This is a genomic window from Terriglobales bacterium (assembly GCA_035561515.1).
GTDB lineage: Bacteria > Acidobacteriota > Terriglobia > Terriglobales > Acidobacteriaceae > DATMXP01.
This window is the reverse complement of sequence record DATMXP010000040.1, coordinates 1-15435: the sequence shown is the minus strand read 5'-3', so window position 1 is coordinate 15435 and position 15435 is coordinate 1. Positions and strand designations below refer to the sequence as shown.

The window sequence follows — 15435 nt, the reverse complement described above, 5'->3', positions numbered from 1 at the left end:
AATTGCGAGTTTCTCGCGGAGGTCGAAACATTGCGTCCTGTCGCGAGTTTACGCATCAGTTAAGTAGTAGAAGTAAGAGCTAACTACGGGCTTCAACAACCCCGTAGGTCGGTCCTGAGGAATCACGAGGGAATGTGGACCTACTGGAGCCAGTGGATGCTTTCAACAACCCCGTCCGGCGGCATGAATCCGCAGGACTGAAAGCGAGACGTAAAATTGGGAACAGTTACTACCACAGCTTGTACGCTGGACAATTATCTTATCCTTCCTGACCACACGATGGATGAGCGGATTCGCGCTGCGAAGGAGCAACTTGGGCGCGACGTCGTTATCCTGGGCCACCATTATCAGCGCGATGAAGTGATTCGCTTTGCCGACTTCACCGGAGATTCCTACAAACTTGCGCAGCAAGCTGCGAAAGCTGATGGGCGATACATCGTCTTCTGCGGCGTGCATTTCATGGCGGAGTCCGCGGATGTGCTGGCGCGTCCGGGGCAGGCTACTCTGCTGCCCGACCTGAACGCCGGATGCTCCATGGCTGACATGGCCGAGATTACCCAGGTTGAGGATGCGTGGGAGCAATTTGTTCGGCTGGGCCTGACGAGCGACGACGGCCAAGGTATTACGCCGATCACCTACATGAACTCGACGGCGGCTATCAAGGCATTCTGCGGCGAACGCGGGGGGCTGGTGTGCACCAGCAGTAACGCGAATGGCGCTTTCCGTTGGGGCTTCTCGAAGAACGAAAAGTTGTTCTTCCTCCCCGATCAGCACCTGGGGCGGAATACCGGATACGCGCTGGGAATCCCGCTGGATGAGATGGTGGTGTGGGATCCGTTCCAGTTGCAAGGAGGCGTGACGGCGGACCGCCTGCGCAAGGCCAAGGTGATTCTCTGGAAGGGACATTGCTCGGTACATCAGCGGTTCCTGCCGGAGCACGTGGATAAAGTCCGTGCTAAATATCCCGGTATTCAGGTGATTGTTCACCCGGAGTGCAGGCTCGAGGTGTGCCAGAAGGCCGATGCCATCGGCTCGACCGAAAGGCTGATTAAGATCGTCAACGATGCGCCGGCGGGGACTCAATTCGCGGTGGGCACGGAAATTCACCTGGTGAATCGACTGGCGAAATCAACTGCGGATAAAATGGTAATCACGTTGGATGATGCGGGGTGCTTGTGCACGACCATGTTCCGAATCTCGCCCCAGCACCTATGCTGGGCGCTGGAGAATCTGGTCGAAGGTAATGTCGTAAACCAGATCAAAGTTCGGGACAATGTGAAGCACTGGGCGCGAGTGGCCCTGGACCGGATGTTGGAGATTCAATAAACGATGGCAAATCGGACGTTTACGCTGAAGGAAGCCCAGGAACTACTGCCCGTGCTGGAGAGCCTTATCCGTCGAGCGGCGGAAGGCAAGCGCAGGATGGAAGAAATCGATGCAGAGTTCCAGAGCGTGAATGCGCGCGTGATGATGCACGGCGGCGTCCTGCTGGACATTGTCCCCCTGGCGAAATTACGGGCTGAGCGTGACAAACTGGCGCAGAACATGTCGGACGCACTGGCGGAGATCACGGCAACGGGGGTGCAAGTGAAGGACTTGGACATCGGCCTGCTGGATTTCCCGTGCGTGGTGGACGGACGCGTGGTATTGCTGTGCTGGAAACTGGGCGAGGAAACGATCACGCATTGGCACGGCGTAGACGAGGGATTTGCCGGACGCAAGCCGATCGACGACAAGATCGCAAATGCTGGCCGCAGTCGCCGGAAATTGCAGTAACTCCACGTAGAAAAGGAAACAAGAGCCTGGCCGAGCGCCGGGCTTTTTTGTGCTCGCCGGATGCATAAGCTAGAATGTGGCGCTCTCCGAAGTTGGGGTTTGAACGCTCATCATCACCGTAAGGAGTGTCTCCGGTGAATAGGGGTGGTTCGTGATAATCGGTGTCCCGAAGGAACTTTTTCCCGGCGAGCGCCGGGTTGCACTTGTACCCATGGTGATACCCAACCTGAAGAAGATCGGGTTGGATGCGGTCATTGAGTCCGGAGCAGGACTGGAGAGCGGTTACAGCGACTCCGATTATTCGGAGAAGGGAGCCACGATCGTTCCGGACCGCGCTGCCGTATTTGCGCAGGCTGATATTGTCGTGCAGGTTCTCTGCTACGGCTCCAACGACCGCAACGGCGAACTTGACCTTCCGCTGATGAAGCGTGGGCAGGTGGTGATCGGCTTCCTGCGACCGCTGGGATCTCTCGACATATTGAACAAGATGAAGGCCACCGGGGTGACCACGTTTTCCGTTGAGCTGATGCCACGTATCACGAGGGCACAGTCGATGGACGCGCTGTCATCGATGGCTACCATCTGCGGTTACAAAGCGGTACTGATGGCCGCCGACACCGTCCCGAGATTGTTTCCGATGCTGACGACTGCCGCAGGTACGATTACGCCAGCGCGCGTGCTGATCATCGGAGCGGGCGTGGCCGGTCTGCAGGCGATTGCGACCGCGCGACGACTGGGTGCGGTGGTATCAGCGTATGACTTGCGTCCCGTGGTGAAGGAGCAAGTGCACTCGCTGGGCGGACGCTTTGTGGAACTTCCGCTCGAGGTGAAGGACGCCCAGGATGCCGGCGGATATGCGAAGGCACAGGACGAGGCGTTCTACGCGAAACAGCGCGAGTTGCTCGGAAACGTGGTGGCCGAGAGCGATGTGGTGATCACGACGGCTGTTGTGCCAGGGAAGAAAGCTCCGGTGCTCGTGACGAAAGAAATGGTGGCGCGCATGGCGCGAGGCTCGGTGATTGTGGACCTCGCGGCGGAACGAGGCGGTAACTGCGAACTGACGAAATCGGAAGAGGTGATCGTTACGGACAACGGAGTCGAGATCATCGGCACGATCAACGTGGCTTCCGCAGTTCCTTATCATGCAAGCCAGATGTACGCGCGCAACCTGACGACCTTTCTCACACACCTGGTGAAAGAAGGGAAACTCCAGTTGAACTTACGGGACGAGATTACCCGTGAGACGCTGCTGACCCATAACGGGGAGATCGTGAACGAGAGGGTGCGGCAGTTCTTTTCGCTGCCGGCGCTGGCCCCGGCTGGAACACAGGGATAACGATCTACTGAGGACTTATGTCTGAGATTACTAACCTCCTGTTCGTCTTTATGCTGGCGGGATTCATTGGCTTCGAGGTGATCCGCCGCGTATCGCCGCTGCTGCATACACCGCTAATGTCGATCACGAATGCGTTGGACGCTATTGCGGTGGTGGGTGCGATCGTACTGGCTGGAAATGCAGAAAGTCGACTCGCACAAATTCTGGGAACCATCGCCATTGTTGCGGCGACAGCCAATATCGTGGGCGGATTCATCATCACCGACCGAATGCTCAAGATGTTCAAACTCAGCCGTACGCAGAAATAAGACATGGAACTGAATACGACCGTCATTCAGATTACGTACCTGGTTGCGTCGGCATTATTCATTCTGTCGCTGAAGTGGATGAGTTCGCCCGCTACGGCGAGACGCGGCCTGTTTGCAGGCGAAATCGGCATGGTGCTGGCAATCGGGGGCACGCTGTTGCACCATGGCCTAACCTACCGGTGGATAGCAATCGGCCTGGTACTGGGCACCATCATCGGCGTGCCACTAGGGAAGGTTGCGATGACCGCGGTTCCGCAGCGAACCGCATTGAGTCACGCGTTCGGGGCGTTATGCGTGACACTGGTTGGCACCGCTCACTACTATCTCGAGTCCTCGCACCTTTCAAAGTTCACCATGTCCGTCCTGGCGGCCGAGGTAATCCTGGGCTCGCTGACGTTTACAGGCAGTTTGATGGCCGCAGGCAAGTTGCAGGAGGTGCTGCCGCAAAGGCCGATCACCTATAGAGGACAGAACTTCGTCAACCTCGGGCTATTGGGCATTTCGATCGTCATTGCTGTCCTGTTGGTGATGGACCCGAGCAAGATGAGCCTGTTTCCGCTGCTGATCGCGATTCCGCTGGTGTTCGGGGTGATGATGATCATTCCGATCGGTGGCGCGGACATGCCAACGGTGATCTCGCTGTTGAACTCCTATGCTGGACTATCGGCTGCAGCGATGGGCTTCGTCTTGGACAGTAAACTTCTGATCGTCGCCGGAGCACTGGATGGGTCTTCGGGCTTCATTCTTTCGGTGATCATGTCGAAGGCGATGAACCGCTCGTTTACAAATGTGCTATTCGGGGCCTTCGGCCAGGTTCAGGCGGGTACGGCAGCAGCAACGGAAGAGCGTACCGTTCGTAGTGCAACGGCGGAAGAGGCTGCTGGAATCCTTGCGGCCGCGAACAAGGTTGTTGTGGTTCCGGGATACGGAATGGCGGTGGCGCAGGCGCAGCACAAAGTTCGGGAGATGTACGACATCCTGACGAAGAGGGGAGTCGACGTCAGCTTCGCAATTCATCCTGTGGCTGGAAGAATGCCGGGACACATGAATGTGCTGCTGGCCGAAGCCGACATTCCTTACGACAAGCTGAAAGAGATGGATGACGCGAACGGTGATTTCGCGCAGACGGATGTGGCGCTGGTTATCGGTGCAAACGATGTGACAAATCCGGCAGCGCGGACTGACCAGAGCAGCCCGATCTATGGCATGCCAATCCTGGATGTGGACAAGGCGCGCACAGTGATGGTGATCAAGCGAAGCATGAGTCCCGGGTTCGCCGGAATCGACAATCCGCTCTACTACAACGACAAGACGCTGATGCTTTTCGGCGATGCGAAAGGTTTTGTCGGCGACATCGTCAGGGAGCTTTCAGGCGGTCACGGGCATTAACGGGGGTGGTGGCGTCGGGCGTCAGGATTGAGACAAATTGCGTCACGGCTAAGAACTATTCAGTTTCGAACTGATGAGATGGGGACTTTCAGAAGTCCCCATTTCTGTTTTAAGTCTCGTCGTTTCAGAGGTTTATCCCAGTGTTCCCCCCGGTTCCATGGTGCGCCACACTTGTCCTTGACTGGCTGCCAACGTGCATTACCCATCTGGGATTTTCAAATTTTGTCTCGAAAAGAGACGAGGTCGAGGAACGTTCGTGGGTAGTTCTGCGCCAGCACAGTATCAAGTTCATGGATTCGAGGCGGTGGTTGCCAGCGAGTCCATGCGCAAGATCATGCAGATGGTGGAACGGGTGGCTCGCGCGAACGCCTCTGTTCTAATCAGCGGCGAGACTGGCTGCGGGAAAGAGTTTATTGCGCGGGCTCTGCACCACCATTCGTTGCGATGCGCCAAGCCCTGGGTAGACGTGAACTGTGCCGCGCTGCCGGAACACCTGGTGGAAAGCGAACTGTTCGGCTACGAGAAGGGAGCTTTCTCTGGCGCGGATTCCATGAAGCAGGGCTTGTTTGAGCTTGCTCATGGCGGAACGCTCTTCCTGGATGAAATCGGGGAACTCGAGCCAAAGGTTCAGGTCAAGCTACTTCGAGTGTTGGACAACGTTCCCTATTACCGCCTGGGCGGGAACAAAAAGGTAAGCGTTGACGTGAGGGTGATCGCGGCGACAAACCAGGATCTGGAGATCGCCGTAAAGGCGGGACGGTTCCGCGGCGATTTGTATCACCGACTCTGCCAGGTGCAGTTGCGAATTCCTCCCTTACGCGAGCGTCCGGACGATATCAACGCGCTGGCGCAATTCTTTCTCAACCAGCACGCCCCGGGATGCAAGTTTTCCGAGGAGGCGATGGAAGCACTGCGGCGACATCCGTGGATGGGGAATGTCCGTGAATTGCGGAATGCCGTGATCCAGATTTCCATGGTTGCCGACGGAAACGTGATCGAGGCAGCAGCTCTGCCCCCGGAAATCCTTCAGTCACAAGGTGCTGCTGAACCGAAAAGAAAGAGCATGGGAGCGGGGCCGAATGTAACGGCCGCTTCGGAAGTGGCCGATCTGGCCGAACTTGAGAAGCACACCATCCTCAATACGCTCGCGAGTACCGGCGGGCATCAGGGAATCGCCGCGGAGAAATTGGGGATATCACGCCGGACCCTTAGCCGCAAACTGAAGCAGTACCAGACGGAATCGACGAAGGGCGGGAGCGATGACGGCCTCGGGTTCCTGAACCGCGAACAGCAACAATACTTCCGGGCGTCAGTTGAAATTCCGGTGACGATTACTTCGAGCGGCGGCGACGAAACGGAAGTCGTAACAGTCAACATCTCTTCTGGTGGCATGTGCGTAACCGGAATTCAGAATCCGCTCCAGTGCGCCGGTAACATCAAGGTAGGCTTTACGTTGCCGGACGGCGATCTCACGGTCGAAACAAAGGCGGTGGTAGCCTGGGCAGACGCGGAGAAGAAGGCCGGATTGATGTTCCTTGATTTCCCGGCGGACGCGCAGATCAAACTGAACCGCTGGCTGCACAACCGGCTACAAGAGGAAGGATGGACCTTTGCCACGAGTCGCGGAGTTGGCGCTTATGTTTCCTGATTGCGATCCTCTTCGCAACTCAATCGCCAGCACAAACTGCTGACCGTATCCTCATCAAGAAATCTGAACGCAGGATGTTTCTGTACAGCGCCGGGAAGGTCATCAAGACGTACCGGATCGCGTTGGGTGGGAGTCCAATCGGCAAGAAGACGCGGCAGGGAGACCATCGCACACCTGAGGGGATCTACAAGATTGATAGCAAGAACTCGCGTAGCCGATTCCACCTGGCATTGCATGTTTCGTATCCGAATGCAGCCGACCGGGAACACGCGAGGAAGTTGCGGGTGAGTCCGGGCGGGGACATCATGATCCATGGGCTTCCCGACGCGTATGCGTACCTGGGAGCGCTTCACCGGCAGAGGGACTGGACAGACGGGTGTATTGCGGTCACGAATGCCGAGATTGAGGAGATCTGGAAACTGGTGCCGGTTGGTACCGAAGTGGGAATCCTGCCTTAGTTACAACAAGTTGCCGGAACAGCACCTACGGAAACAGCCGCATCAAACGTTTCCAGAGGTGGATGATGCGAAAGACATTGATTGCGTTCCTGGTTGCTTCGTGCAGCCTTTGCTTCGGCGACACCCTCGTCCTAAAGAATGGCAGCAGGCATGAGGGCACCCTTCAGACAGCAACTTCCCGTACAGTTACATTCAAAGAAGGTACCAAAATCCATCGTTATCTACGGTCGGACATTGAATTCATCGAGTTCGGTGAGTCAACGAGCGCCAGCACTTCGCCTGAGGCTGGGACTTCCTCCAGCACTGGAACTTCGACCTTCGGCTCCGACTCAACGACGAGCTCGAATGCGACCACTTCGTCGCGCACGTCACTTGGGTCTTCTTCTGGGACCGCTTCGCGTCGCGCTGCCATCGGACAGAGCGCCACATTGCCGGCAGGAACCGAACTGCTGGTCATGACGAATGAGAATATCGATTCGGCGACTGCGAACGAAGGCCAGACTTTTTCGGCTGACGTGGCTGAGAACGTAACGAACAGTGCCGGCAAGGTAGTGATTCCGAAGGGGTCGGAAGCGGAGCTAGTCCTGCGCAAAGTGCAACAGGCCGGGACGGTGACAGGTACACCCGAACTTGCATTGGATTTGCAGTCGGTAAAGGTGAACGGACGCCGCTATACGGTGAGTACCCAAGACGTTGAACAAGCGGCCAAGAATGAAGGCATCGGCAAGAACAAGCGCACGGCCACCATGGTCGGCGGTGGCGCGGTGCTTGGAACACTCATCGGCGCGATTGCCGGCGGCGGAAAGGGAGCTGCCATCGGAGCGGTGACGGGTGCGGCAGCCGGCGCCGGAGCCCAGGTGCTCACGCGCGGCAAGACGGTGAAGGTGCCCGCCGAAAGCAAGCTGCGTTTCAAACTGGATCAGGACCTGGAACTTCGTGCTTCCTATTAGCGTGTTGGGAAAGATGGCCCGGCAGTCTTGCCGGGCTTTTCTATTAGAAGGTAAAGATGGTGGAGAACTCCGTCCGCAGGGTTTTAGCGGAACTGGAGGGCACTCCGCCATAAAGCGGGTAGACGCCGTTGTCGTTCGGAAGCGTATAGGTGCGGTACTGCGATTCTTCCAACGCCAAAGTAACGAACGGATTGAGCTTCCACTGCAAGTTTGCCGAAAGGATGTCGCTCTTCCAGCGATTTCCTGTGGCACTGCTGAATTTGCGGACGTCGCGGGCTTTTGCTTCATCAAGTGAGTAATGCAGGTAGGCTGACCATCCGGCGTGTCGGCCCGCCGGATTCGCGTGGAAAATGCGCGAAAGAGGGAAGCCGAGGTTCACGAATCCACCGGTTGTGCGAACGCCGTTCTGCGGCAGTATCGTCGGCACGCCGTTGATCATGCCGAAAGCAACCGTGTCGGAGCCGTCAATGGAAGGTGCGGTTGCGACTCCAGTTGCGTTCAGGATGCTGGCAGGCACGTTGTAGTGAGAGAACAACTCGCCAACGAAGTACCAGCGCAGGTCGGTTCCGCTGAACCATTTTCCGAGAATGGTGACGTAGCGCGTGGGCAACTGTACTTCGCCGGATACGCCCCAGCGGTCGTTGCCGACACGAGCGCCGGTCGGGAACGCGGATTTGTACGCGGCGGGAACGTCGGCGGCTTTTACGATACTTTCGCGACGTCCTTGCACCCAACTCACGATCAGTTGCGCTGGAGCGACCGCGGGAGCCTTATCGAGTTGGAATTGAGTTACGAAACGGCCGGAAAGATCAGGACGTCCTGAGTCCGTGCCTTGGCGCTCGCCGATCGAAAGCTGCACGTCAGGCGCAGACGGAGTGTTTCCGTACGCGGGCAGGACGATGGCGAACTCGGGCATAAACTTCCACTTCCGTGCACCGCCAAAATCGTGCACCCAACCGACTTTCGCGAGCGGGGCGCGCTCGTAAAGCGTTCCGAAGCCGAGTCCAAGTCCGGTGGTCTCAATCAAGTTAGGCAAGGTACTCGATCCAAATGGGGTCCAGTCTTGTCCAGCCAAGGCGTACAGCGTGTTGGTTTCATCTACGGCGTAATCGAATCGGCCCCATGCTTGCCGAATGGAAGCCTGCGACGAGCGAACCGTGGAGATGTTCCGGTTGTCGGTCTTGGTGAAGTTTCCTTCAAAGTCGAATTCAAGACGTCCCGTGAGGGTTAGCTTCTTCGAGACGTCCGGCCATTCAAAGTTCGAGCCGATACGCAGAAAGCGTGCCTTGACACGGAATTCGGGTGACTTGTCGGGGCCGGTGTCGCCGAAGACAAAGAAGTTGATCGGCATGTCGTCGCCGCGTGGCGATGACGTGTCGTAGATGACGCTCGCCTTGATCATGCCGTACGGCTTCACCTTCACGGGCCCAAGCTTCAAGTCGGGGACGAGGCCGTCTTTCTTGGGTGGATCGACAGGTAGCACGCGTAGTGGTGCGACAGCGGCGATTACCGCGGGCTTGTCTGGCGGCTTCGGTGCTGTCGGTACGACGCTTGCTTGAACCGGTGTGGCCTGTGCGGTGGTCTGTGTCGGAGAAGAACTCGGCGTCGCAACTGGGCTGATTGCCGCCAGTTCGGTTTGGGTGATCACGCCCTTTTGAGCGAGTAAAGCCAGCAACGGCGTGAGTTGCTGGTTGCCAGGCTTTGCACGAAGGGCAGCGACTTCGGTGGCCGATAACACGCCCTTGCTGACCATGAGGTTCAGCAAGGACTCAAGCGCAGGCGCATCGCCGGCGATCGCGGGAGCGGCTGCGGGATTGGCAGAATCGGTGGCGGACAGCAGCGGAGTGACAAGTCCGAATATCAGCAGAATGGTCAGGAACAGTGGCCGGTTCAAATTAGACCTCCGGCAAAGGAGTGTGTATGCCTGCAAAAGGCGCAGTGGTGCGGAAAATCGGGCCTCAGGTCTTGTCCCAGCCCCATCGCAGGGTGAGGCATTGTGGAGGTACTCCAAACAACCGCTCAGTGACGCCAATCACAGGCCAAAGTTCAGGACATCACGCAAAAGAACATCGGTAGAATTTACCGAGGACTTTAAATGCCGCAGCGGTAGCGGCTTACGTCGGTAACTTGCCGCAGATTCACCCGCAAATTAGTTTCGTTGAGCGGAATAGAAAATGAACCGGGGTGGATCATGTCAAGCCGTCCGTTGTATTTGAATGACCTGATTACGGACCTTCGTAGGGTCGAGAAGTGGCTGAGTAGCTCACTCGGTGTCTCAATCGAACACCCGGACGATCGGAACACTCCGAATCCCTTTTCGCCACACGATGACATGGCGGACCTGAAGTGCGCCATTGATCGCATCCGCCCACTGCTCTGGGTTTACCTGAACCGCCAGAGCGAGACCCGGAACCTGAAATTGAAGAACAAGTCGGCGGGAGTGCGGACGCTTATGGATGAGGCACTCAGTATCAGCGATCGCTATGTGAGCAAGGATTAGGTGCCAGCATTTGACAGTCGCGTCCGATCGAGGGCGAGTCATACGCAAAAAAGAAGTGATGAGTTGGAAAGCGCCTAAAGCCCTCAATGCTAAGATGCGGCCATGCTGCGCTGCCTGCTCCTGCTGAGCCTTACCCTTCCACTGTTAGCGACCGACAAGCCCAAGCAGACGAACGTTATGCTGCGAACGCAAGTCGGCGAGATCGTGATCGAAGTGGACTCAGCTCACGCTCCCATAACCGCCGCGAACTTCCTCCGGTACGTCAAAGCAGGCTTTTACAACGGCGGGGTATTTCATCGTACGGTTACATTGCAGAACCAACCGGAAAATAGAGTGAAGATCGAGGTAGTGCAGGCGGGCGCCAACCCGTCGCGGGAGAAGGAGAGTTTTCCAGCCATCGCCTTAGAGCGCACGAACCAGACGGGATTGAAGCACCTGGATGGGACGGTTTCGATGGCGCGAATGGAGCCCGATACCGCCACGTCGGATTTCTTCATCTGCGTTGGTAGCCAGCCCGAATTGGATTTTGCCGGAAGACGGAACCCGGACGGCCAGGGCTTCGCGGCTTTCGGGAAAGTGGTGAAGGGAATGGATGTAGTCCGAAGGATTCACGCATCAGCCGCAAAAGGGCAGAGCCTTACCCCTCCTATCAAAATCCTCAGTGCTTCGATTGTGCAGTGATCAGTCGGTACCCGCCATCTCGTGGTCGGGGGCAGCCTTCCTGAAAACGAAGAAATCGCTGGCCAGGAAATTCAGAACTGAGCAGCAGCCGATGGCAATGAGGTTGGCCATCAGGTAAGGCACGTGATGCTGCCCGACCAGGTAACGCATGATGACCAGGTTTCCTACGATCGAGATCAGCCCGGTCGTGAAGTTAAACCGGAGCAACCGCCGCAGAACCTGCCCGAAGCAGACGGAGCACCGGTCTTTCCAGGTAAACCGTTCGTGCCAGGCGAAGTTATGCAACACTGCGGCCTCGACTGCCAAGGCTGTCGCCCATAGATAGTCAAGCCCGAAACCTGATTTGAGTACGGGAAGCGTACAGAGCTGTACACCCATCCCTAAGAATCCGACCATGTGGAACTTCAGCCAGCGTTTCGCAAGGTCAATCCACCCGTCGGATCGGATGACCACCTTCAAGGCAGCCTCTCCTCCCTATATAGAACCATGGTGTGCCGGATCGCAGAAACAACAAGTACTAAAAACATCCCAATGGAGGCGATCACACCCCCAAGATCGAACAGGGGGTACAGCACGCCGATGAAGTGTACATGAGGTTTGTACAAAAGCGCCACATTTCCGATTCCCAAAATGAGACGGATTTCCGTGGGGCCAAGGAAGAAATGCCCGAGGTTGAAGCGTCCCAGGCAATAGGTCGCGAGATAGGTTTCGATCGAGAGCATCAGAAATGCGACCAGCAGAATGATAGCGACCATCGGAGTCATATATCCGGAGAGCGCCAGGCCAACGCAAAGAAAAACTGCACCGAAGCTATCGATGACATGGTCAACGTAAAAACCGTAGCGTGGGCGCTGGCGATCGCGGACGCGGGCCAGGGTTCCGTCGAGGCTATCTCCAAACCAATTGATCGCGAGGAAAACAGTTGCAGCGATCAGCCACCTCGGGTTACGTGGCGCGAGGGCGTAGGACACACCGACCAGGAATTGTGCAACAAATCCGAGCAGGGTCAGATGGTCGGAATTCACCCATTGCGGCATGCGCTTGGCCAGCCAGAGCAGAACTTTCTTTTCGGTGCCGGTGACGATTGTCTTCTGTACTCGGGTTGCGTTTGTGAATTCCATCTGTTGTCTCTCGCGTTCCGAGAATTGCTCCAGCGCGGCGCCACCCATATCGCTGAACGCGACCTCGGAACTCCAGTAGTTCCTGTCTATCGCTCGACTGCTCACATTCACCTCCCGTAATCGGGGCGAATATGCGCGGCGAGCGTCTGGATTCTCAATTCACGTGGTGTAGTGCGAAAGACAATCCTTCCTCACCTCTTAACACATTCAGGATCATTAACTTGGCAAGGTAGATTATCTGGCCGCCTGCAATCTCAACTCTTCTCTTCGGCACAGGAAGTCAGCATTTCGCGGATGTGGTCGTCCAGTTTGCCGGCATCGCGAAGCTTCAGGAGGTCGTCAAGGTACTCCCAATGGGAGAAGGCTTCTTTCTTCAGGATCGCCTCATACACGCGGAGCATGCCCTCCACTCCGGCTCGAGTAACCGCGAGGTCGTCGTTGGACTGATCGGGATGTTCGTAGATAAACGCCTGTTCTGAGAACTGTGGCTGGATGAGGAGGTCCGCCGCATGCTTTTTGTTTCCTTTCCCGCGGAGCGGATTCTGAGGGTGCAGACACGGATGCCGGTGTTCTTCACGCCTGGGAGGAAGCACTGTGAACAGCATCAGGGACGTTCGGGCGTTACCGGCTTCCTTGCTCGTTGGGTCCGTCTCAAGCAGGCGTACTTTCGCTATGTAGTCACGTTCGTCCGGATTCTGTTGTGCGAGCAATGAAACGAAAGGGAGCAAAAGCGCGAGAAGAAGGGCAATGCGGGCGAGGGGAGACATAGGGCCTGCTTCGGTGTAACAGTGAGATGGTACCGTCTTTTTTCGCGGGATTTCAGTGATATGACGCCGGAGTGAAAAAGGGTTATCCGTCACATCGGACAGTACGCGGACAGTCCTACACTCTACCTCTATGCCAGTGAAGACCATTATTGAGCCCTTCCGCATTAAGTCCGTTGAGCCGATCCGTTGGACCACCCGCGAGCAGAGAATTGAGCTGCTAAAGGCGGCGCACTACAACCTCTTTCTGCTTCCAGCGGACGACGTCCTGATCGACTTGTTGACCGACTCGGGAACCGGAGCCATGTCCACGAATCAGTGGGCGGCGGTCATGCAAGGCGACGAAAGCTATGCGGGGTCGAGATCGTTCGATCACTTCCGCGGTTCGGTGCAGGAGATCTTCGGCTACCGGCATGTGATACCCACCCATCAGGGCCGGGCGGCCGAGAGGATTCTTTTCTCGGTGATGTGCAAAAAGGGTGACGTGGTGCCGAATAACACCCACTTCGACACGACCCGAGCGAATCTTGAGTTCGTCGGCGCAGAGGCAGTGGATCTGCCCACACCGGAGGCGAAGCAGCCCGGGACGCATCACCCCTTCAAAGGGAACATGGATGTGGCCGCACTGGAGGAGTTAATCGCCAAGGTGGGACGGCAGCGGATTCCACTGGTGATGCTGACAATCACAAACAACTCCGGCGGCGGACAGCCAGTTTCGATGGCCAACGCGAAAGCCGTGGCAGAGGTCTGCCGCAAACACCAGATCCCGCTCTATTTCGACGCATGCCGTTTTGCGGAAAACTCTTACTTCATTAAGCTGCGCGAAAAAGGTTATAGCGATCGCACGCCCAAGCAGATTGCGCAGGAGATGTTCGCCCTAGGCGACGGGTGCACGATGTCGGCCAAAAAAGACGGAATGGGAAACATCGGCGGGTTCCTCTGCACCAATAATGATGTGCTCGCGGCACAGGAGAAGAACCTTCTGATTTTGACGGAAGGGTATCCGACGTACGGAGGCTTGGCCGGGCGCGATCTGGAGGCAATTGCGGTTGGTTTGCAGGAAGCCTTGGAAGAGGACTATCTACGGTATCGCATTACGTCGACCGGATATCTCGGCGATCACATCAGCCAGCATGGAGTCCCAATCGTTCAACCGCCGGGCGGACACGCGGTCTATATTGACGCGCGCAATTTCCTTCCGCACGTTCCGCTGGACCAGTTTCCCGGCGTAGCGCTGGCGAATGAACTCTACATCGAGGGTGGCATCCGGTCCGTGGAGATCGGGCGATTGATGTTTGGCGAAGCTGCGAAGTGGGACCTGGTCAGGCTCGCGATCCCGCGCAGGGTGTATACGCAAAGTCACATCGATTACGTGATCGAAGTGATCCTGGAGGTTTGGAAGAATCGCGAGAAGGTCCAGGGATTGAAGATCACCAGCGAGGCCCCGTTCCTGCGCCACTTCACAGCCGCGCTGGAACCGGTAAGCGCCGTCGCGGCTCGCGTGTAGAACGCAAGAAGTCCGGAGAGTTACCTAGGCAGCACGTTCGTTCTCATTTACGTCCGTGCGGTCGATATCTTTTCCATTCACCGACACGATGGGCTTTGTGCGCGGCTTCTGGGGTTCGTGCTCATCTCCTTCGGGGTTGCAAACAACGCGGTCTTCAACGCTCGTTGGCGAGTGAAGTAAGTCGTTCACCTTTTCCAGCCCCTTGCGGGCGGCATCCCTTCCCTGGATGCCGGCGCGGTTTAGAACGTCCTTAATGCCCATAATTCCCTCCGCCACATTTCGATGCAGATACAGACGTTAAGGGAAACTGCTGCTCATTGAGAATGGCGGAAGAAGGCAACCGTGGCCTAAAAAGCCGCACCAGACGTACAATTATGGGCTCAGGAGGTTCGCCGTGAAAGTTAGAACTGCGAAGTGGGGTGTGCTGACACTTTCTGCCGTCCTGTCGTTTTCGTGTCTCGGCTGGACACAAGACGATGGGCAAGCCATCTTCAAACAGAAGTGCGCTGCGTGTCATGGTCCTGCCGGTGAAGGCAAGATCGGTCCGGCCTTGAAGGGCACGAAGCTGAGCGAGGATGACGTGTTGCTGATGATCAGCAAAGGCAACGAAGCGAAGAAAGCGCCTCACAAGAAAGCTATTGCGGGTCTTTCGGATGAACAGATGAAGGCTGTCGCGCATTACGTGAAGAGCCTGAAATAGGCTAATCGGGAGGGTGATGCAGGGTCGTTGCTCTCCCGAGTTTTGAATATCCATTCTCATGCTGACTTGATACTCCGGGCGGCGTATTCTCTCTTGTTCTGGCCCAAGCAGGCCTTGTTCAACGCATGCTGCCCTTCAAACTGATTTACAGTGACGGCTACTACCTTCCCATCGGGCAACATGTATTTCCGGCGCAAAAGTACCGGTTGGTACACCAGCGCCTGATCGCCAGCGGCATTGCCGAACTGAGTGATTTTCTTGAGCCCAAACCCGCCGCTGATAAAGACATCCTTCTGG

At 56.7% G+C, this 15435-nt stretch carries 18 protein-coding genes; 12 read left to right on the top strand and 6 right to left on the bottom strand.

Translation table 11 applies throughout. From position 1 onward, the window contains the following. Positions 1–216 precede the first annotated feature (216 nt). From nadA to VN577_17590, 8 genes are all read left to right on the top strand, one after another. Complete coding sequence (gene nadA, locus VN577_17625; protein HWR16650.1) at positions 217–1326, top strand: quinolinate synthase NadA; 1110 nt, start codon at positions 217–219, stop codon at positions 1324–1326. Positions 1327–1329: 3 nt separating this feature from the next. Continuing rightward, positions 1330–1776: a DUF2203 domain-containing protein gene (locus tag VN577_17620; GenBank protein ID HWR16649.1), complete on the top strand. Its 447-nt coding sequence runs from the start codon at positions 1330–1332 to the stop codon at positions 1774–1776. Between the two features lie 151 nt (positions 1777–1927). After that, complete coding sequence (locus VN577_17615; GenBank protein HWR16648.1) at positions 1928–3112, top strand: Re/Si-specific NAD(P)(+) transhydrogenase subunit alpha; 1185 nt, start codon at positions 1928–1930, stop codon at positions 3110–3112. 17 nt (positions 3113–3129) lie between these two features. After that, positions 3130–3420, top strand: a complete 291-nt coding sequence (locus tag VN577_17610) for an NAD(P) transhydrogenase subunit alpha (protein HWR16647.1) — start codon at positions 3130–3132, stop codon at positions 3418–3420. Positions 3421–3423: 3 nt separating this feature from the next. Beyond that, entirely contained in the window at positions 3424–4809 is a 1386-nt protein-coding gene (locus VN577_17605) for an NAD(P)(+) transhydrogenase (Re/Si-specific) subunit beta (GenBank protein ID HWR16646.1), read from the top strand. Positions 4810–5065: 256 nt separating this feature from the next. Then, positions 5066–6457 carry a sigma 54-interacting transcriptional regulator gene (locus VN577_17600; GenBank protein ID HWR16645.1) on the top strand — a complete coding sequence of 464 codons (1392 nt, stop codon included), beginning with the start codon at positions 5066–5068 and terminating at the stop codon, positions 6455–6457. Next, positions 6412–6915: a L,D-transpeptidase family protein gene (locus VN577_17595; protein ID HWR16644.1), complete on the top strand. Its 504-nt coding sequence runs from the start codon at positions 6412–6414 to the stop codon at positions 6913–6915. Before VN577_17600 ends, VN577_17595 begins: the two co-directional genes overlap by 46 nt. 62 nt (positions 6916–6977) lie before the next feature. Next, positions 6978–7865, top strand: coding sequence for a hypothetical protein (locus VN577_17590; protein HWR16643.1), 888 nt, complete (start codon positions 6978–6980; stop codon positions 7863–7865). A gap of 43 nt (positions 7866–7908) precedes the next feature. Here VN577_17590 and VN577_17585 read toward each other — a convergent pair whose 3' ends face one another. After that, positions 7909–9759, bottom strand: a complete 1851-nt coding sequence (locus VN577_17585; protein ID HWR16642.1) for a hypothetical protein — start codon at positions 9757–9759, stop codon at positions 7909–7911. 297 nt (positions 9760–10056) lie between these two features. Here VN577_17585 and VN577_17580 point away from each other — a divergent pair, with 297 nt between their 5' ends. Both VN577_17580 and VN577_17575 read left to right on the top strand, forming a co-directional pair. Then, positions 10057–10365: a hypothetical protein gene (locus tag VN577_17580; GenBank protein HWR16641.1), complete on the top strand. Its 309-nt coding sequence runs from the start codon at positions 10057–10059 to the stop codon at positions 10363–10365. 102 nt (positions 10366–10467) lie between these two features. After that, positions 10468–11046: a peptidylprolyl isomerase gene (locus tag VN577_17575; GenBank protein ID HWR16640.1), complete on the top strand. Its 579-nt coding sequence runs from the start codon at positions 10468–10470 to the stop codon at positions 11044–11046. Here the strand turns inward: VN577_17575 and VN577_17570 are convergent, their stop codons facing one another. From VN577_17570 to VN577_17560, 3 genes are all read right to left on the bottom strand, one after another. Continuing rightward, positions 11047–11499: a GtrA family protein gene (locus VN577_17570; protein HWR16639.1), complete on the bottom strand. Its 453-nt coding sequence runs from the start codon at positions 11497–11499 to the stop codon at positions 11047–11049. A gap of 2 nt (positions 11500–11501) precedes the next feature. Next, complete coding sequence (locus tag VN577_17565) at positions 11502–12272, bottom strand: CDP-alcohol phosphatidyltransferase family protein (protein HWR16638.1); 771 nt, start codon at positions 12270–12272, stop codon at positions 11502–11504. Between the two features lie 149 nt (positions 12273–12421). Further along, positions 12422–12934: a hypothetical protein gene (locus VN577_17560; protein ID HWR16637.1), complete on the bottom strand. Its 513-nt coding sequence runs from the start codon at positions 12932–12934 to the stop codon at positions 12422–12424. Between the two features lie 130 nt (positions 12935–13064). Here VN577_17560 and VN577_17555 point away from each other — a divergent pair, with 130 nt between their 5' ends. Continuing rightward, complete coding sequence (locus VN577_17555; GenBank protein HWR16636.1) at positions 13065–14438, top strand: tryptophanase; 1374 nt, start codon at positions 13065–13067, stop codon at positions 14436–14438. A gap of 24 nt (positions 14439–14462) precedes the next feature. Here VN577_17555 and VN577_17550 read toward each other — a convergent pair whose 3' ends face one another. Beyond that, positions 14463–14699 (bottom strand): hypothetical protein, encoded by a 237-nt coding sequence (locus VN577_17550; GenBank protein ID HWR16635.1) that lies wholly within the window; start codon positions 14697–14699, stop codon positions 14463–14465. A 133-nt stretch (positions 14700–14832) separates the two neighbouring features. On the opposite strand from VN577_17550, the gene VN577_17545 reads away from it, so the two are divergent. Then, on the top strand, positions 14833–15138 hold the full coding sequence (locus tag VN577_17545; GenBank protein ID HWR16634.1) for a cytochrome c: 306 nt from the start codon (positions 14833–14835) through the stop codon (positions 15136–15138). 56 nt (positions 15139–15194) lie between these two features. Here the strand turns inward: VN577_17545 and VN577_17540 are convergent. Then, positions 15195–15435: hypothetical protein (locus VN577_17540; GenBank protein HWR16633.1), on the bottom strand; the 241-nt coding region annotated here is incomplete at its 5' end.